The 21957-nt window shown below is 60.8% G+C and carries 24 protein-coding genes; 5 read left to right on the plus strand and 19 right to left on the minus strand.

What is annotated here, in order from left to right:
- Positions 1–4: 4 nt before the first annotated feature.
- From ACWCOO_RS10190 to gshB, 14 genes are all read right to left on the minus strand, one after another.
- Positions 5–793, minus strand: a complete 789-nt coding sequence (locus tag ACWCOO_RS10190; protein WP_446830863.1) for an enoyl-CoA hydratase/isomerase family protein — start codon at positions 791–793, stop codon at positions 5–7.
- Between the two features lie 9 nt (positions 794–802).
- Positions 803–1942 (minus strand): thiolase family protein, encoded by a 1140-nt coding sequence (locus ACWCOO_RS10195; protein ID WP_446830864.1) that lies wholly within the window; start codon positions 1940–1942, stop codon positions 803–805.
- Between the two features lie 14 nt (positions 1943–1956).
- A complete protein-coding gene (locus tag ACWCOO_RS10200; RefSeq protein ID WP_446830865.1) occupies positions 1957–2364 on the minus strand; it encodes a Zn-ribbon domain-containing OB-fold protein in 408 nt (135 codons plus the stop codon).
- Between the two features lie 195 nt (positions 2365–2559).
- Complete coding sequence (locus ACWCOO_RS10205; RefSeq protein ID WP_446830866.1) at positions 2560–3729, minus strand: ATP-binding protein; 1170 nt, start codon at positions 3727–3729, stop codon at positions 2560–2562.
- A 104-nt stretch (positions 3730–3833) separates the two neighbouring features.
- Entirely contained in the window at positions 3834–5039 is a 1206-nt protein-coding gene (gene tyrS, locus ACWCOO_RS10210; protein WP_446830867.1) for a tyrosine--tRNA ligase, read from the minus strand.
- Positions 5040–5111: 72 nt separating this feature from the next.
- Complete coding sequence (locus tag ACWCOO_RS10215) at positions 5112–5807, minus strand: YggS family pyridoxal phosphate-dependent enzyme (RefSeq protein WP_446830868.1); 696 nt, start codon at positions 5805–5807, stop codon at positions 5112–5114.
- A 109-nt stretch (positions 5808–5916) separates the two neighbouring features.
- On the minus strand, positions 5917–6900 hold the full coding sequence (locus ACWCOO_RS10220) for a 4Fe-4S dicluster domain-containing protein (protein ID WP_446830869.1): 984 nt from the start codon (positions 6898–6900) through the stop codon (positions 5917–5919).
- Entirely contained in the window at positions 6900–7109 is a 210-nt protein-coding gene (locus ACWCOO_RS10225) for a hypothetical protein (RefSeq protein ID WP_446830870.1), read from the minus strand. Before ACWCOO_RS10225 ends, ACWCOO_RS10220 begins: the two co-directional genes overlap by 1 nt.
- 124 nt (positions 7110–7233) lie before the next feature.
- The gene (locus tag ACWCOO_RS10230; protein ID WP_446830871.1) at positions 7234–8334 is read right to left on the minus strand and encodes an anhydro-N-acetylmuramic acid kinase; all 1101 of its coding nucleotides are present in this window, start codon (positions 8332–8334) and stop codon (positions 7234–7236) included.
- A 10-nt stretch (positions 8335–8344) separates the two neighbouring features.
- The gene (locus tag ACWCOO_RS10235) at positions 8345–9184 is read right to left on the minus strand and encodes a dihydroorotate dehydrogenase electron transfer subunit (protein ID WP_446830872.1); all 840 of its coding nucleotides are present in this window, start codon (positions 9182–9184) and stop codon (positions 8345–8347) included.
- Positions 9185–9396: 212 nt separating this feature from the next.
- Complete coding sequence (locus ACWCOO_RS10240) at positions 9397–10191, minus strand: SDR family oxidoreductase (RefSeq protein ID WP_446830873.1); 795 nt, start codon at positions 10189–10191, stop codon at positions 9397–9399.
- Positions 10188–10604, minus strand: a complete 417-nt coding sequence (ruvX, locus tag ACWCOO_RS10245; protein WP_446830874.1) for a Holliday junction resolvase RuvX — start codon at positions 10602–10604, stop codon at positions 10188–10190. The genes ACWCOO_RS10240 and ruvX overlap by 4 nt, the downstream gene beginning before the upstream one ends.
- Positions 10605–10636: 32 nt before the next feature.
- Complete coding sequence (locus ACWCOO_RS10250; RefSeq protein ID WP_446830875.1) at positions 10637–11200, minus strand: YqgE/AlgH family protein; 564 nt, start codon at positions 11198–11200, stop codon at positions 10637–10639.
- 44 nt (positions 11201–11244) lie between these two features.
- Positions 11245–12195, minus strand: coding sequence for a glutathione synthase (gene gshB, locus ACWCOO_RS10255; RefSeq protein ID WP_446830876.1), 951 nt, complete (start codon positions 12193–12195; stop codon positions 11245–11247).
- 92 nt (positions 12196–12287) lie between these two features.
- Between gshB and ampD the strand changes: the two genes are divergently transcribed.
- From ampD to ACWCOO_RS10270, 3 genes are all read left to right on the plus strand, one after another.
- Entirely contained in the window at positions 12288–12851 is a 564-nt protein-coding gene (gene ampD / locus ACWCOO_RS10260; protein WP_446830877.1) for a 1,6-anhydro-N-acetylmuramyl-L-alanine amidase AmpD, read from the plus strand.
- Positions 12848–13714 carry a regulatory signaling modulator protein AmpE gene (ampE, locus tag ACWCOO_RS10265; RefSeq protein ID WP_446830878.1) on the plus strand — a complete coding sequence of 289 codons (867 nt, stop codon included), beginning with the start codon at positions 12848–12850 and terminating at the stop codon, positions 13712–13714. The genes ampD and ampE overlap by 4 nt, the downstream gene beginning before the upstream one ends.
- Positions 13715–13991: 277 nt before the next feature.
- On the plus strand, positions 13992–14582 hold the full coding sequence (locus ACWCOO_RS10270) for an NYN domain-containing protein (RefSeq protein ID WP_446830879.1): 591 nt from the start codon (positions 13992–13994) through the stop codon (positions 14580–14582).
- Between the two features lie 253 nt (positions 14583–14835).
- On the opposite strand, the gene ACWCOO_RS10275 is transcribed toward ACWCOO_RS10270, so the two are convergent.
- From ACWCOO_RS10275 to ACWCOO_RS10290, 4 genes are read right to left on the minus strand one after another with little or no spacing between them, the layout of a single operon-like run.
- On the minus strand, positions 14836–15507 hold the full coding sequence (locus ACWCOO_RS10275) for a pyridoxine/pyridoxamine 5'-phosphate oxidase (RefSeq protein WP_446830880.1): 672 nt from the start codon (positions 15505–15507) through the stop codon (positions 14836–14838).
- Entirely contained in the window at positions 15500–16366 is an 867-nt protein-coding gene (gene fghA, locus ACWCOO_RS10280) for an S-formylglutathione hydrolase (RefSeq protein ID WP_446830881.1), read from the minus strand. The genes ACWCOO_RS10275 and fghA overlap by 8 nt, the downstream gene beginning before the upstream one ends.
- A gap of 60 nt (positions 16367–16426) precedes the next feature.
- Positions 16427–17536, minus strand: a complete 1110-nt coding sequence (locus tag ACWCOO_RS10285) for an S-(hydroxymethyl)glutathione dehydrogenase/class III alcohol dehydrogenase (protein ID WP_446830882.1) — start codon at positions 17534–17536, stop codon at positions 16427–16429.
- A gap of 60 nt (positions 17537–17596) precedes the next feature.
- Positions 17597–18592 carry a 2-hydroxyacid dehydrogenase gene (locus tag ACWCOO_RS10290; RefSeq protein WP_446830883.1) on the minus strand — a complete coding sequence of 332 codons (996 nt, stop codon included), beginning with the start codon at positions 18590–18592 and terminating at the stop codon, positions 17597–17599.
- A gap of 217 nt (positions 18593–18809) precedes the next feature.
- Here ACWCOO_RS10290 and ACWCOO_RS10295 point away from each other — a divergent pair, with 217 nt between their 5' ends.
- Together ACWCOO_RS10295 and ACWCOO_RS10300 are read left to right on the plus strand one after the other, a co-directional pair.
- On the plus strand, positions 18810–19790 hold the full coding sequence (locus ACWCOO_RS10295; protein ID WP_446830884.1) for an acyl-CoA desaturase: 981 nt from the start codon (positions 18810–18812) through the stop codon (positions 19788–19790).
- A 10-nt stretch (positions 19791–19800) separates the two neighbouring features.
- Positions 19801–20757: a hypothetical protein gene (locus ACWCOO_RS10300; protein WP_446830885.1), complete on the plus strand. Its 957-nt coding sequence runs from the start codon at positions 19801–19803 to the stop codon at positions 20755–20757.
- Positions 20758–20827: 70 nt separating this feature from the next.
- On the opposite strand, the gene ACWCOO_RS10305 is transcribed toward ACWCOO_RS10300, so the two are convergent.
- Positions 20828–21919 (minus strand): prephenate dehydrogenase/arogenate dehydrogenase family protein, encoded by a 1092-nt coding sequence (locus tag ACWCOO_RS10305; RefSeq protein WP_446830886.1) that lies wholly within the window; start codon positions 21917–21919, stop codon positions 20828–20830.
- Positions 21920–21957 lie beyond the last annotated feature (38 nt).

Below are 21957 nucleotides of genomic sequence, written 5' to 3' on the forward strand. Positions count from 1 at the left end.
TTGCCTAACGCCCCTTGTAGACAGGCGCGCGTTTCTCTGAAAATGCCTTCATCCCTTCTCGTTTGTCATCCGTATCAAAAAGAATTGCAGCGGACAGAAGTTCAATCTGCATGCCAGGGCCAATGTGCGCCTGCAACCCGCCGTCCACTGCGCGCTTTATTGCTTGCAACGCCAACGGGGATTTATCTGCCATTTGCGCGGCTACTTCCATAACACGCTCCATGAAGTGCTCATCCGAAAATACTCGATTGGCTATTCCGTCCCGAACGCATTGATCTGCATTCAGATGCTCGCAAAAAAACATCAACTCCTTGGCCTTTGAGGGGCCTACCAAACGGGCCAGGCGCTGCGTTCCCCCACCAGCCGGAATCACACCCAATCCGGCCTCGGGCAGGCCGAATGTAGCCCGCGCCGATAGCAGACGCAGATCACAGCAAAGAGCCAATTCCGCGCCTCCTCCGAGAGCTACGCCGTTTATGGCCGCGATTGTTGGTTTTGGACAGCTTTCCAAGTTCGAGAACAATTGCAAGGTTCGTCTTTGTTCCTGATAAAACTCCGACGGGCTGGCCTTGCTGTCACTGACCTCCTTGAGGTCTTTGCCGGCACAAAAAGCCTTCTTCCCAGCACCGGTGATTACCAACACCCTGATCTCTTCAGACGATTCAACCTCCGCCAGTACTGAAGCAAGCTCGGATTTGATTGCCGGGTTAAGAGCGTTCATCCGCTCCGGTCTGTTCAGCGTTACAGTGGCGACACCGTTGTCGCTAAGCTGGTAGAGGAGATTTTCGTACATAAGAGGGTATCAGGCCCTCAGAATTGTTACGCTGCAGGCGCCACTTTCAAGGCCAGTCACTCCGCCACCGACCACATGCGCGAGACCAATTTGGGCATTCCGTACTTGCCGGGCATCTGCTGCACCCGTCAACTGCCAATACAACTCGGCAATTTGGGCTACCCCGGTCGCTCCCAGCGGATGTCCTTTGGAAAGCAATCCGCCAGACGGCGACACTGCTACCTCGCCATCAAGGTCTGCTCGTCCTTCCTCAAGAAACTCTCCGGATTGCCCAAGTCCACAGAATCCCAAATCCTCGTAGTGAATCAACTCAGCTATGGCAAAAGGATCATGCATCTCGCACACGTCCACATCCTGCGCTGAAATGCCCGCAGCATCGTAGGCCGCGGCAGAAGCCCTCGCCGTCATTTCCGACCGAGTATCAACAATTCCGTAGCGCGTTCTATGGCCCGAGTTCAGAACACAAGCGGAAATTTCCACAGGATGATCAGTCAGTTTACGCGCCTCACTTTCCGACGCGATGATCGCCGCAGCCGCCCCATCGGAGATCGGACAGCACATATTTCGTGTAATAGGTTCAGCGATAACAGGAGAATCCAGGACATCATCAATCGTCAACTCATCAGACATATGACAGCGTGGATTCAGAGTTGCGTTTCTTCTGTTCTTCACCGCAACTCCGGCCAGTTGTTCCACGGTAGTGCCGTATTCACGCATATGCATTTTCGCCATCATCGCGAAGGCCGATGGCATTACGCGACCCATGCTACTGTCCAAATCATCCGAGACAATAGGAAGAAACCCGCCACCCTTCTTGGTTAGCTTCTCGCCGCCTAACACCAGCGCAACTTGTACGTCTCCTGCTTTGACAGCATTTACCGCTCCTTTCAGCGCGGTGGCACCACTTGCGCATGCATTCTCGACGTTGTGGACGGGAATGCCTTCCATCCTCAGCCTCATAAGGCTCTTCTGACCGAAGCACGGACCCTGATATGCATGGCCGGCAAAGGCGGCCTCTATTCTCTCTGGATCAACAGAGATTGAGCTCATGGCCTGTTGAACCGCGTCCGCCACGAGGTCGTGCACAATCAGATCATGGTGCGGCGCAAAATCCGTCATGCCTACAGCTACCACATATGCCTTTGTCATCTTGGTCTGTTCCGCTAGCTGACTTTGAATTTCGGGCCGACGATTTTGGTCCCGTCACGCTCTGTTCGAATGCATCCGATCACCAGTTGCACCCGTGCGCCCGAATCTAGCGACTTGTCCTCCCACTCTTCCAACTGCGCAATGAGTGAAAGCCCTTGATCCAGTTCAATGACTGCTATCGCATAGGGAGAAACAAAACCAGGTAAACCTCTCTGAATCACCGCTGATTCAATAAGCCGGCCTTTTCCGTCAATCTCAATGTCCTCATAATCTCCACCTGCCGAAAACACCGAATTGCGGGGAAAGTAGAGACTGCCGGTGGATTTACACCGCCTCACCAGCAGCTTTGGTGTGCTATCGGCGTTACTCGAATCAACGAACAGATCGTCTCTGATCGGTATTTCCCTTTCAATCTCCGGCATTGCGCACTCGAATGGCTAATGACCCAGCGGTGGAGTATTACACCCTACGGGGCCACATACTAGCGAGCCAAAAAGTTATTGTAAAGCTAACTTTAATGTGCCAGTAGAGAGCACATGAGTTGTTCGCAACAGGCGAGTGCCTTCCAACGCTCCATGCTGATGCCTGCCTTGCGCGAATCGGCGCAAACTCCCCAGTCATGCCCGCGAGATGCGCAGTGCCAATTCCTGCAAACCGATTGCTTCAACGGATTCCGACAGCGGGTAGCACTCGGTGCCGGCGTGAACCAGAAAAGACTTGGTGGGGTTGAGATCCGACAGAGAAATACGGAATCCGCGGCTCACCCGGGCCGCCAGCGACCGCTTGATCTCAATAGCCCAACGATCTCCAGAGGGAAAATCGATTATCAGATCGACCTCCGCACCGGCAGCGGTCCGATAGAAGCTCGCCATGGCTGGCCAAGCCAGTTGGCCGAGTAGTGTTTCAATTGCAAAGCCCTCCCAGCTAGTCCCCATCACGGGGTGTCCCGACAGCGCTTCGAACGTTGAGATGCCAAGCAGCGAGTGAACGAGTCCGCTGTCGCGAACATAAGTCTTCGGCGACTTGACCAGACGCTTGCCGACATTGGCATGCAGCGGCGGCAGCCGGCGCACCAGCATCAAGTCAACGAACAGGTCGATGTAGCGGTTGATGCTGCGCGTACTGACTTCCATTGCATTCGCCAGATACGACGCATTCAAGAGCGTTCCTTGCCGGTGAGCGAGCATCGACCACAAGCGCTCCAGCGTAGCCGCCGGCACTCGCGGCCCAAACTGTGGAACGTCGCGCTCCAGGTAGGCGCGTACAAAACTCCTGCGCCACACAAGGCTGTCGGAATCCGAATCGGCCAGCCAAGACTGCGGAAACCCCCCGCGCAGCCAGAGGGACTCGCGCGAAGAACGGCCATCGCCAACCTCCAGCAAGGAAAAAGGCATTAACTCCAGTGGCTCGACGCGACCGGCAAGGGATTCACTAGCCTGTTTCAATAGGGCAATGGATGCGGACCCGAGAATCAGGAATCGGCCCACGCCCTTGCCGCGTCTCCTGCCACGGTCAATCACGCCTCGAAGTGAAGCAAACAGTTCCGGGGTGCGATGAATCTCATCCAGGACTACCAGCCTGTCCTCCAGGGCATCAAGAAACAATCGTGATTCAGCCAGCTTGGCCCGATCATCACGGTCCTCAAGATCGAGATACACGCCGCCCCGCTCGCGCGCGATTTCAAGCGCCAGTGTGGTCTTGCCGGATTGCCGAGGTCCCGACAGAAGCACCGCCGCCTGCCGGGACAGCGCTCTCTCCACATCACTCCGTAGCAGCCTAGGAATCATATACATCGTATATTAGGCATTGTGTGCCGGATATACAAGGTATAACTTCGAGATAGCCCAAAGCAGAGGAGTAGTATCCTCAACTACTTGCCGTCGGCGGTTGATTACGCGCTTTCGATACTCACGCGGGCGAAACGCCGCTTTCCCACCTGTAGAACCATTGAGCTGCCGGAAGGCACCACCAAGCCGCGGTCGCTGACACGCTCGCCGTCCAGGCGCACGGCGCCCTGTGCGATGAGCCGCATGGCTTCGGCGTTCGAAGCTGCCAATCCGGCGCGCCGCACGAGTTCGCCCAGCGGCACGCCTGAGTCGTCGCTCGCGAGCGTGATTTCAGGAATGTCCTTGGGCGCTTCTCCGTGCCGGTGACTGCGGACGAAGTTGTCCGCCGCGCGGATTGCCTCGCCCTCGCCGTGAAAGCGCGCCGTCAATTCGCGCGCCAACGAAATCTTCACGTCCCGCGGATTGCCTCCGGCTTCCACCTCGGAACGCAAACCGTCCAGTTCGGACTGAGAGCGCAGGCTCAGCAGTTCCAGGTAGCGCCACATCAGTTCGTCGGAGATCGACATCAACTTTCCGTACATTTCCGCGGGTGGGTCCATGATCGCTATGTGGTTGTCCAATGATTTGGACATCTTCTGAACGCCATCCGTGCCTTCCAATAGCGGCAGCGTCAGGACAATCTGCGATGGCTGTCCGTGCTCCGCCTGTATCTGCCGCCCTAGCAGAAGGTTGAATGTCTGGTCCGTTCCGCCAAGCTCGACATCCGCCTCAAGAGCCACAGAGTCGTAACCCTGAGCGATCGGATACATGAACTCGTGCAGACCGATGGGGTTGCCCTCGCCGAAACGCTTCTTGAAATCGTCGCGCTCCAGCATGCGCGCCAGCGTCCGCCTGCCCGCCAGCCGCACAAGGTCCGCAGCGCCGAGGTCGTTCATCCAGGTGGAGTTGAACTCGACGCGGGTAAGGTCGGGGTCCAGCACACGATGCACCTGCTCGGCGTAGGTCGCCGCATTCTCCTTCAACGTTTCCTCGGTCAGCGTGGGCCGCGCCTTGCTGCGCCCCGAAGGGTCGCCGATCATCCCGGTGAAGTCGCCGATCAGAAAGATCACTTCGTGGCCGAAATCCTGAAACTGCCGCATCTTGGTGAGGATCACCACATGCCCAAGATGCAGGTCCGGCGCCGTGGGGTCGAAGCCGCATTTCACCCGCAGGGGGCGTCCTTGCCGCAGCCGCTCCAGCAGCTCCTCCTCGCGCACCAGGTCCACCGCGCCGCGACGCAACTCGCGCAATTGCCTTTCCGGCGAGTTCATGGCGCGAGCATATACGAAATGCAGTCTGCAATCGCGTCCTTGTTCACGCGGCCAGCAGCGGCGCCGCTCACGTCAAGAGGGCATATCTTGTCGAGGCGCGCGGGGGCCGAACAGGGCGGTGCCCAAGCGCACCAACGTGGCGCCGCATTCGACGGCGGTTTCGAGGTCGGCGGTCATGCCCATGGACAGCGTATCGAGACTCAGTCCGGATCTGTTGAGTTCTTCGAATAACGAACGAAGGCGCAGATAGGCACTGCGTGGGGCGCCGGGCATCGGCATTCCCATCAGGCCGCGCAGGCGCAGGCGCGGCTGCGCATCGATCAGCGCTGCCAAGGCGGGCACTTCCTGGGCGGGCGCCGCGGGACGGCTGTCTCCCTCCTGCATGCGCACCTGTATGCACACATTCAGGCGCGCAGACTCAGCCGGCCGCTGCGCATTCAGCCGCATCACGTCGCGTTCCCGCATCACCGTATGCACCCAGTCGAAATGCTCCGCCACGAGCCGCGTCTTGTTCGACTGCAAACGGCCAATGAAATGCCACGTTGCGCCGGGCCCCAGCGTACTCATCTTCGCAATGGCCTCTGCCGCGTAGTTCTCGCCGAAGTCGGTCAATCCCGCAGCCAAGCCTGCGCGCACCACCTCCGCGTCATGTGCCTTGCTTACGGCCAACACCCGCACGCTTTGAGGCGACCGGCCCACACGCTTCGCGGTGGCGCCGATCCGCGTACGCACGGCAAGAAGCCGCTCCCCGATTTCGCCTTCTTTCACCGCCGGCCTGAAACTCGCTAAAACGCCGTCTATGCCACAGGGTGCGAAATCCGGCTCATGCGCGACAGCCTGGCGCGGGCCGTAGGCTTGGCCAGCATTTGCCGCGTCCCTACCGCTGCGCCCTTTTGGCCATGAGCTTCTCGACCAGTTTGGGGCCTTGTCCGGGGCGGCTCCAGGGGCAGACTTCGATGCAGATGGCGCAGCCGTGGGTCTTGACGAAGTAGGGAATGCACTTGTCGAAATCCACGTACCAGCGCTTCTCGCCGCGCACCCACTGCTTTTCGTCGAAAATCGCGTCGGGCGGACAATCCACCACACAGCGCCGGCAGCCGGTGCACAGGTCGTCCACGGCGATGTCCACCGGCTCATCGCAAGCCAGCGGCAGGTCGGTCAACACGGCAGCCAAGCGAAAGTTGGACCCATGTTCCTTGCTGATCATGGAGCCGTGCTTGCCGAGCTGGCCAAGGCCGGCGGCAATCGCCAGCGGAATGTGCAGGATGTCCGTGCTGTTGGGATTGCCGTAGGCTCTCGCCGGCCAGCCCAAGCCGCGAACGTGGCGCGCCACACGCAAGGCGATTCCGGCAATCTGCTTGTAGGCGCGCATGACCTCCTCGGCGGCAGCGGCGTGTGGCACGTGCGCCATCTTTTCCTGATTCATGGCAAGGCCGATACAGATTGCCGTGCCATGCGGTGGCGTGCGGCCGGCGAATATGGCGTCCGCACCGACCGGCGCGATTCCAACCAGATCGGCGCCGAACCCGCGGGCGGCATCCTTGATGCGCTCGCTCATCTCGACCGGGTCGGCCTCCACTCGCCGGAGCGCCACCGGCCCATCACGCTTGCGCAACTGCCAGGCATTGGCGACCACCTGGCGCACCACGCGCCATGGATTGATCAGGCCGAAGAAGTCGTCCAGCGCCTGCCAATCGAGTTGCGCGTCGCCGGCATTGTGGAATACGGCGGTGGCTTGGCGCCGTTTGCGTTCGCCCAGGCCGTTTATCTCGTTCCCTGATCGAGGCGATTCCACATAGCCGAAAGCGTATTGCGGCGCCGGGGGGTCCTGCGGACGGATACGCGAGACCGTCCCGCTCATCAGCGCTTCCCTTGGGGCCTGTCAACCCAATAGATACTGCCTTCCCGTTCGCAGGCGCCGTAGGCTCTGCGCACCCGGCGGCCCTCCGTGAAGTAGAACCAGAGCATGTGCAGGATACGCTTGCCCAGGGCCCAGTTGCGCTTCAAACGCGCCGCCAGCGTGTACGAACGCGCATCGGGGTGATCCACCGTTCTCATGCTACCGCTCATGGTTTCGATATTCTTGCACACTAGGGAGCGGGGACATTGCGCCCAGGGATGGGCGGCCTTGCGGTATAGAGGACGCCAGGAGAGCTTGGCGCCCGGAGAGCCAAGCGCTTCCAGTCCAAGAGACTTATGAGGGCAGGAAAACTCCGCCGAGGGGAATTGCGGCTAGGGCGCCGGTAACAGAGGGCTCGTTGCCCGGCTCGCCCCGCAGGCGAGCGAGCGCCAGTAGCGCAAAGCCCGCGGCTTCCACCCAGTCCGGGTGAATGCCCCATTCCTGCGTTGACACAGGACGCGGCGCCCACAAGCGCGCTGCCAGCCGCTCCATCAGGAACCCATTGGAGGCGCCGCCGCCGCACACTGCGACCGCGGCACGCGGACAGGCAGTCCTGACCGCTGCAGCGATGCTGGCGGCGGTGAGTTCGACCAGCGTAGCCTGCACATCAGCGGGCGAAGCGGCGGCTGCGCCGGCGTGACCGAGCCAATCGAGATTGAAATGCTCCGGCCCAGTGCTCTTGGGCGGCTCGGTTTCGAAATACTCGTCGGCGAGAAGAGTTTCAAGCAGGCGCGGCTGCATAGTTCCAGAGCGCGCCCATTTGCCGTCCTCGTCAAACTGCGTGCCGAGATGCTCTTGCGCCCAGGCGTCCAGCAGCGTATTTCCCGGACCCGTGTCAAATCCGGTCAGTCCGCCATCGGCCGCCAGCACACTGAGGTTGGCGATACCTCCAATGTTTACCACTACTCGGTCCTCGCCGGGCTGGCGGAACAGCCAGTCGTGAAACACGGGCGCCAACGGGGCTCCCTGCCCTCCCAGCGCCATATCGCCAGTGCGGAAATCGCCCACCGTCACCAAGCCCGACACAGCCGCAATGCGCGCGGGAGAACCGATCTGCACCGTGTGCGGCGGTTCTCCATTAGGCGCATGCCAAAGCGTCTGACCGTGACTGCCGATGGCTTCCACCCGTGACAGACTTTCGTTGGCCTCGCGCACAACCGCCAACGCAGCTTCAGCGAACAGGTTGGCGACTTCTGCGTCCAGCACCGCCACTTCCTGCAGGCTGCACTTCCCCTGGCTGCGCGCCGCTTGAAGGAGGCGCGATGCTATCGCCTGGGGAAACGGAGCGCGCAGTGCGGCGGCCAGCCGCGGGCTATCGCCGGAACAATCAACAAGCGCGGCATCCACGCCATCCATGCTGGTGCCGGAGATCAGCCCGATGAACAGCGGTCGCACAGGCCGGCGCCTACGAAGGATAGATCCACTCGGCGGGAAAGACCGGGCCGTCCACGCAAACCCGCTTCATGGCCAAGCCTTCGGGTGTCTGCGCTGCGACTGTACAGCCGGCGCACCCGCCCACCGCGCAAGCCATATATTCCTCCAGGCACAACTCGGCGTAGACGCCGAATTCCGCCGCCAGCCGGGCCGAGGCTTCCAGCATCGGCTCGGGACCGCAGGCGTACACGGCCACTTGGGGCAAACGCTCCCGCGGCAATTCGCCGAGCCATTCGCGCGCCAGGTCCGTGAGGTGGCCGTCATAGCAGCCGTCAAGGCCCGCATTGCTGGCCAAGTGCGAGGGTACGCCCCATTGTTCGGCGCAGCGCAAGCGGCTCTCCCTGCCATGCCGTTCAAGGGCAAAGGGAAAAGGCAGTTCAGAGCCCAGGAACAGCCGAGGGCTCCATTTCCTGTTGCCCGCCAACCGTTGAGCCTGGAAGAGAACCGGCGGAATGCCCACACCGCCGCCCAGCAGGAGCACGATCGGACGCTCGTTCGACAGCGAAAAACCGCGTCCGATCGGCCCCATCGAATCCAGCATGGTGCCCGGCTCGACGGTCGATAGCAGCGTCAATCCCTGGCCACCGGTTTTGTACAACAGTTCGATCCATCCCCCTTCGGCGTCGGCAAACATGATCGACAGCGGTCGGCGCTGCTGCATATCCGAACCGCAGCGCAAATGAACGAAGCTGCCCGGGTGGGCGGCGGCGGCGCAGCGTGGTGTGCGCAGCCGAAGCCGGTACTGGCCACCGGGGAATTTCCGATGCGACAGCACCTCGCCTTCCTCGACGTAAATCGCGTCAGCGCGCATGCTTCAGCCACCTAGTGTGCTGTCCCGCAAATGACTACTAGAATCTGCGGCCCTTTTCCCTCCCTGGCGGCGTTGCTCCTCCTTATGTGCGGCCTGCCACACTGCGTCGTCGCGCCTTGCCAGGAAGGAAAAATGCCTCGCATATCCATAGCACTCATTTGCGGGACAGCACACTAGGGCAGAGGATCATCAAGTACCGGAATTGTGCGGCTTCACTCGGGGTCGGGCATGAGCGGATGGTCGGGCGCTTCTTCCGTTTCGTTATCCGGCCGAATAGTCTTGAGCATCTCCCGCCAGGCGTCAGACGCCACCGATTCGTCGCGAATGACCGCGTAGCTCCTGTTGCGCGCATCCGGATTGGTGAGGGAGTCGACGGCCAGCATCGCTATGTCGGCGATCGCGACCCTGCCCGTCTCGTAGTCGGCACGGGCCATCACGCGTAGCGGTTGTCCGCCGTCCGCAGGTTCTTCGTCCAGGCCGCTGGGACCGATCACCGTGTATGCCAAGCCACTGCGCTTGAGATGGTTTTCCCCCATCGTCTTCCAGTGCCTGGCGCGCGCGAAAATTATCATCCGGCTGCGGTCTCGGTAAGGACCCGCGGCCGCCGACGTCACGACGACGAAATGCCGGACTCCGGCCTGCACTGCCGCATCCACCAAGTTGACCACGCCGCCGTAATCGACGAATTCCGGGCCGTTGCCACCCATCAGGGACCGCGTACCGATGGCGCAGATCAAGTAGTCCACGTCCTGCATGGCTGCGAACACCGCGTCACGGTCGCGGACATCCAGCTCCAGCCAGTTCCATTGGTCCCCATGCCGCTCCACGGCGCGCTCGCGGTTGGTGGTCGTCGCGCGCACCGCATAGCCCTGTTCGTGCAACAGGCGCATCGCCGCGCTGCCGGTGCGTCCGGAGGCTCCGGCAACCAGCACCAGCTCGGCCGCGGGTAGGGCACTGCTCAGTGCGAACGCGGCGCACAGTGAAAAAGAAAGTTTCCGAATATTCATGCTTGTTTCTCCTGCCAGTCCCGGGCTATCAAGCAGGCGGCAAAACTATCAACATCTCCCTTGCGGACTCGCCTGCCAAGTTCGCCGGTTGAACGCCGTTCCCGCAGCGAGGCGCTGGCCTCGCGGGTCGTGAGGTGTTCCTGAATCGTTTCCACCGAAAGCCCGTAGCGGGTTTCCAGGTGCTTGCGGAAACGCTTGAGTGCAACCCGCAATTCGGGTTCGGAACTCGGCGGAGCCCCCAATACGAGTACTTGCGGATCGTATTCGCGAACGAGCCGATCCAGCTCCTTCCATAACGGCATTCCGGCCCGCGCGGGCAGGTGTTTGCGGGCTGTGATGACGCCGCCGGTGGCAGTCGCCACGCCGACACGCTTCATGCCGAAGTCGAGGGCGATCGCAGGCTCGGTGCGCATCACGTAAGGCGCGCGCTGAAAATGTTCGCGAATCAGGCGTTGCCGGCCTGCAGACCCAGCCGCGAGACATCCACTCCCAGCAGCGCGGCGGAAGCCGCCCAGCGCCGCTCGAAAGGCGTGTCGAAGAGTATTTCTTCGGTCGCGTCCACGACCATCCAGGAATTCGAGCGCAGTTCGCGCTCCAGTTGGCCTTCGCCCCAACCCGCGCAGCCCAGGGCCAGCAAGGCGCGGCGCGGCCCCTTTCCGTCGGCAATGGCCGACAGCACGTCGCGTGAGGTGGTCACCTCGATATTGCCGCACATCGAAATCGTGGAGTCCCAGGAGCCACCGGCCTCGTGCAACACGAAGCCGCGCTCGCGATTAACCGGCCCTCCCTTGAGAATGTTCTGATTGGCGAGGTCGCGGTCGCCGCTGTCCAGCGAAAGCTGTTCGAATACTTCGCCGAGCTTCATGTTCGAGGGCCTGTTGATGACGATTCCGAGCGCGCCATCGGAGTTGTGGCCGCACAGGTAGGTCACGGTGTGGCGAAATCTCGAGTCGGGCATTCCCGGCATGGCGATGAGGAGCTTGCCGGAAAGGGAGTTAATTTCTTCCATGACGGATCGAAGCCGGATATCGATCCGAATTATAGCGGCCTCGCTTAACCCAGCCGCGCAAGCAGATTGTCGAACAATAGTGCCGCGGCGTCCACGTCCGCGAGCTTCTGTATTTCGCGGATGCCCGTGGGGCTGGTGATGTTCACTTCCGTGAGATAGTCGCCGATGACGTCGATCCCTGCAAATGCCACGCCGCGCACGGCCAACTCCGCCCCGACCCGCTCGCATATCTCGATGTCCCGCGCCGTCAGCTCGCGAGCCTCCGCCCGCGCGCCGGCCATCAGATTGCCGCGGTTGTCGTCCCCGCGGGGTATGCGATTGAGGGCCGGATTCACCGCGCGTCCATCAATCAGCAGGATGCGCCGATCGCCGGCCACCACTTCCGGCAAGTACCGCTGGGCCATCGCAAAGCGCGTCTCCCCCGCAGTGATGGTCTCGAGAATTACGGCAAGGTTCTTGTCCGTGCGTTCCAGGGCAAAGATCGAGTAACCGCCCATCATGTCCAGTGGCTTGACCACGATGTGGCCGTGCTCATCCAGAAAGTCGCGCATGCGGGCCATGGACCGGGTAATGATGGCAGGCGGGGTCAGGTCCGGAAACCAGGCAGCAAACGCCTTCTCGTTCACGTCGCGCAAGGCCTGCGGATCGTTCACCACCGTTGCACCCTCGGCCTGGGCGCGCTGCAGAACATAGGTGGCGAATATGTATTCTGCGTTGAATGGCGGATCCTTGCGCATGAAGATCAGGTCCAGTTCCCCCAAAGGCAGGCTGCGCGGCGATTGAAGCCGGAACCAGTCAGCATCGTCGTCGGTTACGGCAAGCGGAGCGGCTTCGCCGAAGGCGCACCCGTCACGAATATCGATGTCGTTCAGGGTCAGGTGAAACAGCGTTATGTCGCGCCGCTGCGCCTCTCGGAGCAGCGCCAGGGTGCTATCCTTTTGCGGAGCGATGGTACTGATCGGGTCCATCACCACGCCCAGGCTGGGGGATTTCATGGTCGGAGGTAGATAGATTGAGGCTGGCCGGCGACATTGTAAAGGCGGAGGCGAATGCGCCCCGGCCGTCGCACCAGGCCCATGCGCTCGCATTGAACCCCGAAACCGGATTGATGCGCGGCGCAAGGCAGTCGCTGTGCCGACACCGGGACCAACGACCGCCGCAGTGCGAAGCGCGCCTGATCGTACTGCATGCGATTTCCCTGCCGCCGGGGCAGTTTGGCGGCACTGCAATCGAGGACCTCTTCCATGGTCGGCTGGACAGCGCGGCCCATGCCTATTTCCGGACCCTGGCCGGGCGCCGCTTGTCGGCGCACTTCCTGGTGCGTCGCGACGGCGAACTGGTGCAGTTCGTGAGCATCCTGGAGCGTGCATGGCACGCCGGCGAATCCGCGTTCCGGGGGCAATCGAACTGCAACGACTACTCGGTAGGACTGGAGCTGGAAGGCGATGAAGCGACTCCGTTTACCGATAGGCAATACAATCGGGTGTGCGCCGCCATCATCGCACTTAGGGACGGGCTTGCCTCGCTTCGAAACGCGCCGGTGGTGGGCCACAGCGATATTGCTCCCGGACGCAAGTGGGATCCGGGGCCAACATTCGACTGGGCTCGGCTGGCGCTAGGTTTGGCAAGGGCTGCGGAGCGCCACAAATGAAATTGATTGCCCTGCTCATTGGCATCTACGCCGAGCGCTATCTGGCGCGCTGGTCGCATCTGCGCGAGTTCCGGCCGTTCGAAGAGCAGGCAAACCGGCTGGCGGAAAAGGTGCTCGGCCTTGATGCGCGCACCGCGCCCTACATCATTGCGGGCATTACGCTAGCGTGTGCGGCGCCGGTGGGCGTTGTGGCGTGGCTGCTGCGGCACGACGCAGTGCAGATTCTCTGGTTCCTGTTTGCGGTATTGGTGCTGCTGTTCTCATTCGGGCCTCGCGATCTGAAGGCGGAAGCCCTCGACTATCACGACAAGACAGAGTCGGGCGACATGGATGGCGCCAAGGCGCAGGCCGAGAGCTTGCTGGGCGCGGATGCGCCGGAGAAGCCGAAAGACCAGGCCGCTGCGGTGGAAAAGACCACCTACCTGGAGGCCAACAATCGGATCTTCGGCGTGATCTTCTGGTTCCTGGTGGCCGGTCCGCTTGGCCCCGCCTTCGCCTTCGGTTTTCGCGTGCTCAACAGTTTGCGGCGCTACACGGCCACTCTGCCGGGAGGCGAGGAGCTGCATCGCGCCGCAGCGCTGTTGCACGGCCTTGCCGCATGGATTCCCGCGCGCATCACCTCCGCGAGCTTTGCCTTGGCTGGCAATTTCGACGATGCCATCGATGCCTGGCGGGGCTTGCCTGCAAACCGGGAAGTCAACCTGTCCGAAGGCTCCGATAGCGTGCTGGGCGCGGTGGGCGCCCAAGCGCTGGGCGAACGCCCGGATCGCGTGCGCGGCGCCGTCGCCCTCGTGCAACGCAGCCTTTTCTTCGTTTGGGGCCCGATCGTAGCCGTTGCGGTAATCCTCGGCTGGGTTTACTGAGCCCCCACCTCCCGCCGCATCCGCGGCTCCACGCAGTAACTGTTTCTCCCACTCATGGCAAAGGTTTTTCGAAATCCAGCCAATCCCAGATGTAGTGAACCCGCACACACACTTGCTTTAGAAGAAAGTTTTCTATAGGCTACAAACTGTCTATAAAAGACTGCCGCGCCGTGCGCTACAATCCAAGAGGGCATTTCGCCCCGCGCACGACCGCGGCGCATTTCCTTGATTAGTTATGCGATCCCGAGCGTACGCTGTACTGATTGATGCTGGTTTCTTGAAACGAAAGTTGGGCTCACGGGAATGCCCTCTTACTGCTGAAACAACTTGCCGTTTCGTCAAAGAACTAAAGGAGCATCCACAGCTTTCCGACCTGCATCTGCATCGAGTTTATTTCTACGATGCCCCACCCCTGACTGCACGTGAACATAAGCCATTGGGGGGAGGAAGCATTGAATTCGCCAACACTCAATCGGCGCGAACGAACCAAAGGTTGCATAAGGACTTACGCGATGTGCCATTTATTTCGCTAAGAATGGGGAAACTGCGCTTCAACGGCTGGAAGCTCAATAGGCGATTACATCAAGACGATCAGAACGTTGTTATCTCGGCAAAAGATCTGCGTCCCAATATTCACCAGAAGGCAGTGGACATGAGGCTTGGCTTGGATATAGCCTCAATAACGTTGAAAAAACACGCAGACATCATCGTGCTGGTAGCTGGCGACAGCGACTTTGTTCCCGCCATGAAATTTGCCCGCCGTGAGGGCGCGCAAGTCTTCCTAGTAACCTTTGACCATCCGATTTACGACGAAGTACGCGAACATGCCGATCTTGTGCTCAAACTTCCTTTGACAATTCCTACCTGAATGTGGCCCACGATACCAAACCACCGGGGGGGGCATTACAGGTTCTGGCTGATAGCTGGAAAAGACCCTTTAACGCCGAAGGTTTGAGCGTCTAGATTGGAGTGATATCCCCTGTGGTTTCGACCGCAGGTCGCGGGGCCTCTTCGCGAGGCCCCTGCTTCTTACGGTAAGAGATGCGAACCTTCGCTTATGTCGACGGCGTCAATCTGTAGTGTGGAGCGTTGAGAGGCTTGGCGTACGCAGTGCGGGCTGGTCAGGGCTGGAGGCGTTGGGCGGTCCAGGGACCGGCTTGATACTCGGATTGGGTTTGGGGCGTGAGTTGGCGGGACCACAGAATGCGGTCGTGCAGGCGCGCTTCGCCTTGCATCCATAACTCCACGGTGCGGGCGAACAGGCGGTAGCCTCCCCAGAAAGGCGGGCGGGTAATCGGCCTCGGCGGGGCCGCAGTGTACCAATCCTCTCCCACCCCTCCGAAGCGGGCGGCTGTTTCGTTCATGCGCGCGTGCAGGTCGGCGCGCGAGGAAACCGGGCTGCTCTGCTCGCTGGACCAGGCTGCAAGCTGACTGCGCCATCCGCGGGTAGCGAAATAAGCATCGCTTTCCTCATCCGGGGAGGAAAGGACCGGTCCGCGAATGCGCGCCTGCAAGCCTAGCCGGTCCCAATGAAAAACGGCGCAAGCCTCGGCGATGCCCGCCAATTGCCGACCCTTGGCCGAGTCGTAGTTGGTGTAGAAAACCAGGTAGCCTTGCTGTTCGTCGAAGCGCTTTAGAAGCACTACCCGGGCATCGGGGCGGCTATCGGCGCCAGTAGTGGACAGGACCAGCGAATGCGGATTGCGGCGGTCCGTCAACTCCGCCGCCCGCGCCAGCCACTGCCGGAGTATGGGCAGCGGATCGTCCGGCGGCGCTCCGCTGAGATCAGTCACTTGCAGGCGCCAGCACCGCGGCGTGGTGGCGAACATGCGCCTCGATGAAAGTGCTTACGAAGAAGTAGCCGTGGTCGTAGCCGCCACGAAGATGAAAACTCACCTTTTGACCGGCCTCCCGACAGGCCGCCACGAATTGCTCGACCTTGAGCTCCTCTTCGCGGAACGGGTCGGCGCTTCCCAGGTCAATGCGGATTTCGCGGTCCAGAGGCTGCTCACGGACCAGTCGGCTGGCGTCGTAGGACCACCACTCGGCCTCGTCGTCGCCCAGGTAGGCGGCGAAAGCCGCGCGCCCCCACGGTGAGGCCGAAGGATTGCATATCGGTGCAAGCGCGGACACCGTATCGTAGCGTCCGGGATTGCGCAGAGCGATAACCAGGGCCCCATGGCCACCCATGGAGTGTCCTGAAATTCCGCGTCGAGCAGCATCTATGGGAAACGACGCTTCCACGAACTCGGGCAGTTCTCGGCTTACGTAGTCGTACATCCGGTAGTGGGCGGCCCAGGGTGGCTGCGTTGCGTTGACATAGAAACCAGCGCCAGAGCCGATGAAGTCCTGATCGTCTTCGCCGGCAATGCCCACGTTGCGGGGACTGGTGTCGGGAACCACCAGCGCCAGGCCGCATTCGGCGGCGAAACGCTGGGCGCCTGCCTTTACCGTGAAGTTTTCCTCGCTGCAGGTCAGTCCCGAGAGGAAATACAAGGCCGGAACGGCGCCCCCTTGCCCCGCCTGCGGCGGCAGGAATATTGCAAAACGCATCGGACAGCCGCAAGCGCTGGACGGATGCTCTACCGTAAGCTGCCGCCCTTCCCAACAGCGGCTCTCGGCAATGATGTTCACACCGGCGCTTGCTTTCACTATCGCCGTGTCCCGCCTGCAGAGCGCATTAACGTGCCTCTCCGGATTCGGTACAGCGCACTAGAAGTAAACCACCGAACGGATGCTCTTGCCTTCGTGCATGAGATCGAAGGCTTCGTTGATATCGTCAAGCTGCATGGTGTGAGTGATCATCCGATCCACTTCGATCTCGCCCGCCAAGTACTGATCCACGATGCCGGGCAGATCACTGCGCCCACGCACGCCACCGAAGGCGGTGCCGCGCCACACGCGGCCGGTCACGAGTTGAAACGGTCGGGTGGAGATTTCCTGGCCGGCGCCCGCCACGCCGATGATGATCGATTCACCCCAGCCCTTGTGGCAGCACTCCAGCGCGGAGCGCATCAGTTCCACGTTTCCCACGCATTCAAACGAATAGTCCACGCCGCCATCCGTCATTTCCACGATGACTTCCTGAATCGGCGCGCCGTGATCCTTCGGGTTGACGAAGTCGGTGGCGCCCAGTTGGCCTGCCATTTCGAACTTGGCCGGGTTAACATCAATGGCGATGATACGCTCGGCATTGGCCATCACCGCGCCTTGGATGACGCTCAGGCCGATTGCTCCAAGCCCGAACACCGCAACCGTCGAACCGGCCCTCACCTTGGCCGTGTTCAGCACTGCACCGATTCCGGTGGTGATGCCGCAGCCCAGGAGGCAGATCTTGTCGAGCGGCGCCGCCGGATTGACCTTGACCAGCGAAATCTCGGGCAGGACGGTGTACTCCGAGAACGTGGAAGTGCCCATGTAGTGCAGCACGGTTTTGCCGCCGGAAGAAAAACGGGTGCTGCCGTCCGGCATCAGGCCCTGACCTTGGGTTTCGCGAATCGCCTGGCAGAGGTTGGTCAAGCCGGATCTGCAGAACTCGCATTCCCTGCATTCTGGCGTGTAGAGCGGAATGACGTGATCGCCCGGCTTGACGCTGGTTACGCCGGCGCCTACTTCCTCCACGATTCCGCCACCCTCGTGGCCAAGTATGGCCGGGAAAGCACCCTCGGGATCATCCCCCGATAGCGTGTAGGCATCCGTATGGCAAACGCCGGTGGCCACGATCCGCACCAGCGCTTCTCCCTCGCGCGGCCCCTCCACATCCACGGTTTCGATTTCCAGCGGTTTTCCGGCGCTCCAGGCTATAGCTGCACGCGATTTCATTGTGTTTACGCTCCCCAGTCAGCCCACTGGCATTGCCGCATTGTAAGGGGCATTTCCGCCTCAGGCGACGCGGTCCGGGGGCTCCTCGCCGGCGAAGAAACAATCGAGATTCCGCTTCACCCGCAAGCCCATGGCTTTGCGGGTTTCGACCGTTGCGCTGCCGAGATGAGGGAGCAGCACCACCTGCTCCATTTCCCGCAATGCCCGCGGAACTTTGGGTTCGCGCGCGTAGACGTCGAGTCCGGCGCCGGCGATACGCCCGCGGCGCAGCGCATCCACGAGTGCTTTTTCGTCCACCAGCGCACCCCGCGCCGTGTTGACGAGAATCGCGCCCGGACGCATGCGCTCAAGCTGTTGCGGGCCGATCATGTTGACAGTTTCGGGCATGACCGGACAGTGCAGCGAAACGAAGTCGCTTCCCGCGAGCAGAGCGTCAAGATCGGTGCAAATCTCCACGCCCAGGGAACGCGCCTGTTGCGCGCTCGGAGGGCGAGGCGTGTAAACCAGCACCTGCATGCGAAAGCCGTGCCGGGCGCGCTGCGCCACCGCTTGCCCAATCCGGCCGAATCCCACCACACCCAGCGTCTTGCCGCTTACCCGATTTCCGTAAATCGCCGCGGGCGACCAGCCCGTCCATCCCCCGGCCCTGATCGAACGGTCGCCGCGCGCCACGCCCCGCGACGCTGCAAGGATGAGGGCCAAAGCAAGATCCGCGGTGCAGTCGGTGAGCACATCAGGGGTGTTGGTTACGACGATCCCGGCGCGGCGCGCCGCAGCCAGGTCGATGTGCTCGTAGCCCACGCCATAGTTGGCGAGGATGCGGGCGCGGCAGGATGACGCTCCGAGAACATCCGCATCCACGCGGTCGGTAACCGTGGGGCAGAATGCGTCGGCCTTGCGCAGCGCCTGACGCATGGCGGCCGCGTTCATCGGCCGGTCGTCCGCGTTGCGCATCAGTTCGTAGTCCTGAGCCAGCAAAGCCTCCACCGGCGCGGACCAGCGCCGGCTCAGCAGAACTCGCGGCCTGGCGCGCGCATGTGACGTGTTGTCTCCCATCCCCATATTTCACTGTTTTGTAATAGATTTTCCTGTTGGTCCCATTTGGCGCAAGCCTATCGGAAGCGAAGTCAAACAATGTTGTGCGCAAATGGGTGCGCTTGCGGTGGAAAGAACACTCCGATGAACCGTGCTGTTCCCCAGGGAAACTCCGGTCTAGAGCGTACGCTCGTGTTATACATAATGACACCTATACGAACGCTTGGAAACAAAAGAGATGAACGAATCGGATTCGGACTGTCATGACTTGTATAAGGTCAATTCCCTCATCCTGAAGAGCGGCTCAAGTGCCGTAGGTGGTCATGTGAAGTGGGATCCTTGGCGGTCACTTTGGAACGGTGCGATCTTGCTCGGCGCCTTGGTGTTGGGTCCAATGACGTTTACGTGGGGAGCACTTGCGGTTTGTTTGCTGCTGCTGTCGATCATCATGTGCGCTGGGCACTCCGTCGGCTTTCACCGGCTCCTCATTCATCGCTCGTTTGAATGTCCTAAATGGCTGGAGAGGACAGCAGTTTGGCTAGGTGTCTTGTTTGGCATGCAGGGGCCTTATTGGATGATGCGTACGCACGATTTCCGTGACTGGGCGCAGAGGCAGTCGAATTGTCATGCGTATCTGCGGCACGGCGCCAATGTGCTGCGTGATGGATGGTGGAATTTGCATTGCCGTCTGGTACTGGACGATCCGCCAGATTTCGATCCGGGTGAAGAAGTCGCCAACGATCGCTTCTACCGGTTTCTGCAGCACACGTGGATGGCGCAGCAGATTCCTCTTGCAGCGGTCCTTTTCCTGCTTGGTGGCCTGCCCTGGGTGGTATGGGGCATTCTTGTCCGGATTGCCCTGGGCGTCCACTCGCACTGGTATGTTGGCTATCTGTGCCACAAGCACGGCCCCCAGGACTGGCTTGTGGATGATGGAGTGATACAAGCCCACAATGTACCTTGGGCGGCCATACCGTCAATGGGCGAGTGCTGGCATAACAATCATCACGCCTTTCCAACGTCCGCCCGGCACGGTCTGTATGCGGGTCAGCCTGATCCAGGGTATCGATTCATCGAACTTTTGCAGAAGTTCGGGCTCGCCTGGAATGTGCGAGTGGCCGACAATCTTCCTCCACGAAATGGAATCACTCCCCTCACACAGCGGGGGCAAATCACACTCGCGATGCAACACGCGAACGCAACCCGAGTCGCCGCGTGACATGAACCCGATGCAAGCGTACTTGGATCGCCTACGTAACCGTTTCGGGGCACGCCGCGTCAACTGGCTTGCGGTACTGCTGTTGATCGGCATTAGTTCAACCGCAGTCCAGTTTCTCGTGCGCCAGAAATTGGATTCATCGTCACTTTTGTACGTGGCTACACCCTATTTGTGCGCATTGGCCATTGTCATTTTGCGCCCGCGCAAATCCAAAGCCCGTTGGTGGCACCAATATCGTGATTTCACGTTGACTTCGTTGATCGTACTGTTGGCGAGTTCCATTGTCCTGTTCGAGGGATTCATTTGTATTCTGTTTATTTTTCCCATCTACTTTCTGATTGTATCGTTAGCATTTTTCCTTGACTTGTGGTTACACCGCGCCAAAACCAAGGGAGGAAAGATGTGTGTAGCGCTGCTGCCAATGGTCGTCCTCGCTTCATCCTTCGAGGGATCGACGGAACTGCTCAGTGCCGAGAGAACCGCCTACGTACAAGCCTCGCGAATCGTCGAAATACAACCAGAGCAGATTATGACGAACCTCTTGCGTCCGGTCGAATTGAGTGTCGAGCGTAACTGGATACTCTCTATTTTCCCGATGCCATATCGTGTGGAAACAGGTTCCCTTGAGAAAGGAGCGATTCACCGCATGTATACGCGGTACCACAGGTGGTTCGTGACCAACACCCACGAAGGTGAAGTACATATTGAGATTGTGGATGTGCAACCAAACCGCCTTCGCACCCGTGTCGTACACGACACGTCCTTTTTCTCGACCTATCTGAACCAAGTTGGCTCCGAACTAACGTTGACTCGGACCGCCTCGAACAGCACCGAGATCAGTCTTCGCCTAACGTACCGGCGCAACCTCGACCCGGCCTGGTATTTCCACCCGCTTCAGCAATTCGCAATGCATGAGATGGCGGCGTTTTTCATTGACGAAGTGTTGGCCAGGGAAGCGGAGACGTAGTCGCATAAGTAGTATCGCGGAATGGCGCACATCTCTCGGGGCTAGCCCGGAATCCGGCGAGATATCCGGGCTAATCTCTGGCCGCCAGGTAGCGCCGGCCGCTCTCCATCATGCCCACGAACTCCGCCTCCTTGCCCTCACGCACCAGGCGCGAGAGCTTCTCCACTGTGGCCACCAGTTCGCCCAATACCTCGGCGCCGTGCGGATTGAGCCGCTGAATCTCGAAATACAAACGGGGATTGTCTCCCGCCACCGCCCGGGCCACGTCCAGCTGAGCGTCGAAGGTAGTGCTCGACATGCGCGCCAGGGCAGGCGCCTGCTGGCCGCTCTCCTCCAGCGCGTGTATGAAGGCGAGGTTGAGAGCATGGGAGACGCCCAGCACCCAGGCGATCAACCGGTCGTGTTCGTCCAACTCCACGCGCAGTATCTCCGCCATGGTTCCCGCAAACACCTCGGCGGCAGCGGCAGCGGCATCCGGGGCGCCCACGTCCATCAGCAGAATGTGGCAGCCCGACAGGAGATCGGTATCGGGTCCGAACATCGGATGCAAGGAGGCGATTTTCATACCGGACGCCGCCATGCTCTTGAGAACATCCTTGATGGGGTCCTTGATCGACGCGATATCGAAGATCAGCCCGGGATGGCGAAGCTGCTCCATTTCCGCAAGAATGTCCGCGCTGACTGCAACCGGGGCTGCCACCACGGTGAGATCAAATTGCCCGGAGGCATCCTTCCAGTCTTTAACGTGGGGAAGCTTGCGCGGAGTTGCCTTGGGATCTGCCACGGTTAGCGCGTAGCCTTGCGAACTCAGGAATTCGCAGAACCAGCGGCCCATCTTGCCGCCGCCTCCGACCACCAAAGCCTTGCGGCCCTGGCCTTGGCCGCGGGCCTGCAGGCGCACCCGCTCCTGTCGCGAAAGCGAGGCATTGATCAGCAAACGCACTATGTTTTCCGCGAGCTCGCCCGGCAGACCGGCTCTCTCGGCCTGCTCGCGGGCCCGGCCGACCACCCTCACTTCCTGGGCGAAGTCGCGGCTGGGAATGCCCGCCTCGTGCTTGTGACGGCCCACTTCCGCGGAAATCTCCTGCCGGCGCGCCAGCAAGCGGATAATTTCCCGGTCTATGGCGCCCAGTTGTTTTCTGAGACTTTCGAGCTCTGGCATGACTTCGCGCTCCGGCGGAGAAGCGCGCATTGTAAGGG

Origin of the sequence: Candidatus Foliamicus sp. (genome assembly GCF_965221325.1) — a bacterium.
GTDB lineage: Bacteria > Pseudomonadota > Gammaproteobacteria > Steroidobacterales > Foliamicaceae > Foliamicus.

Coding starts and splice junctions, on each gene's coding strand:
- ampE (WP_446830878.1), top strand. CDS start 12,848: ATGAAATTGATTGCCCTGCTCATTGGCATCTACGCCGAGCGCTATCTG.
- ACWCOO_RS10240 (WP_446830873.1), bottom strand. CDS start 10,191: ATGAATATTCGGAAACTTTCTTTTTCACTGTGCGCCGCGTTCGCACTG.
- ACWCOO_RS10290 (WP_446830883.1), bottom strand. CDS start 18,592: ATGGGAGACAACACGTCACATGCGCGCGCCAGGCCGCGAGTTCTGCTG.
- ACWCOO_RS10220 (WP_446830869.1), bottom strand. CDS start 6,900: ATGAGCGGGACGGTCTCGCGTATCCGTCCGCAGGACCCCCCGGCGCCG.
- ACWCOO_RS10235 (WP_446830872.1), bottom strand. CDS start 9,184: ATGCGCGCTGACGCGATTTACGTCGAGGAAGGCGAGGTGCTGTCGCAT.
- ACWCOO_RS10205 (WP_446830866.1), bottom strand. CDS start 3,729: ATGATTCCTAGGCTGCTACGGAGTGATGTGGAGAGAGCGCTGTCCCGG.
- ACWCOO_RS10195 (WP_446830864.1), bottom strand. CDS start 1,942: ATGACAAAGGCATATGTGGTAGCTGTAGGCATGACGGATTTTGCGCCG.
- gshB (WP_446830876.1), bottom strand. CDS start 12,195: ATGAAATCCCCCAGCCTGGGCGTGGTGATGGACCCGATCAGTACCATC.
- ACWCOO_RS10225 (WP_446830870.1), bottom strand. CDS start 7,109: ATGAGCGGTAGCATGAGAACGGTGGATCACCCCGATGCGCGTTCGTAC.
- ACWCOO_RS10305 (WP_446830886.1), bottom strand. CDS start 21,919: ATGCCAGAGCTCGAAAGTCTCAGAAAACAACTGGGCGCCATAGACCGG.
- tyrS (WP_446830867.1), bottom strand. CDS start 5,039: ATGAACTCGCCGGAAAGGCAATTGCGCGAGTTGCGTCGCGGCGCGGTG.
- ACWCOO_RS10200 (WP_446830865.1), bottom strand. CDS start 2,364: ATGCCGGAGATTGAAAGGGAAATACCGATCAGAGACGATCTGTTCGTT.
- ruvX (WP_446830874.1), bottom strand. CDS start 10,604: ATGCGCACCGAGCCTGCGATCGCCCTCGACTTCGGCATGAAGCGTGTC.
- ACWCOO_RS10285 (WP_446830882.1), bottom strand. CDS start 17,536: ATGAAATCGCGTGCAGCTATAGCCTGGAGCGCCGGAAAACCGCTGGAA.
- ACWCOO_RS10300 (WP_446830885.1), top strand. CDS start 19,801: ATGCAAGCGTACTTGGATCGCCTACGTAACCGTTTCGGGGCACGCCGC.
- ACWCOO_RS10250 (WP_446830875.1), bottom strand. CDS start 11,200: ATGGAAGAAATTAACTCCCTTTCCGGCAAGCTCCTCATCGCCATGCCG.
- ACWCOO_RS10190 (WP_446830863.1), bottom strand. CDS start 793: ATGTACGAAAATCTCCTCTACCAGCTTAGCGACAACGGTGTCGCCACT.
- ACWCOO_RS10295 (WP_446830884.1), top strand. CDS start 18,810: ATGAACGAATCGGATTCGGACTGTCATGACTTGTATAAGGTCAATTCC.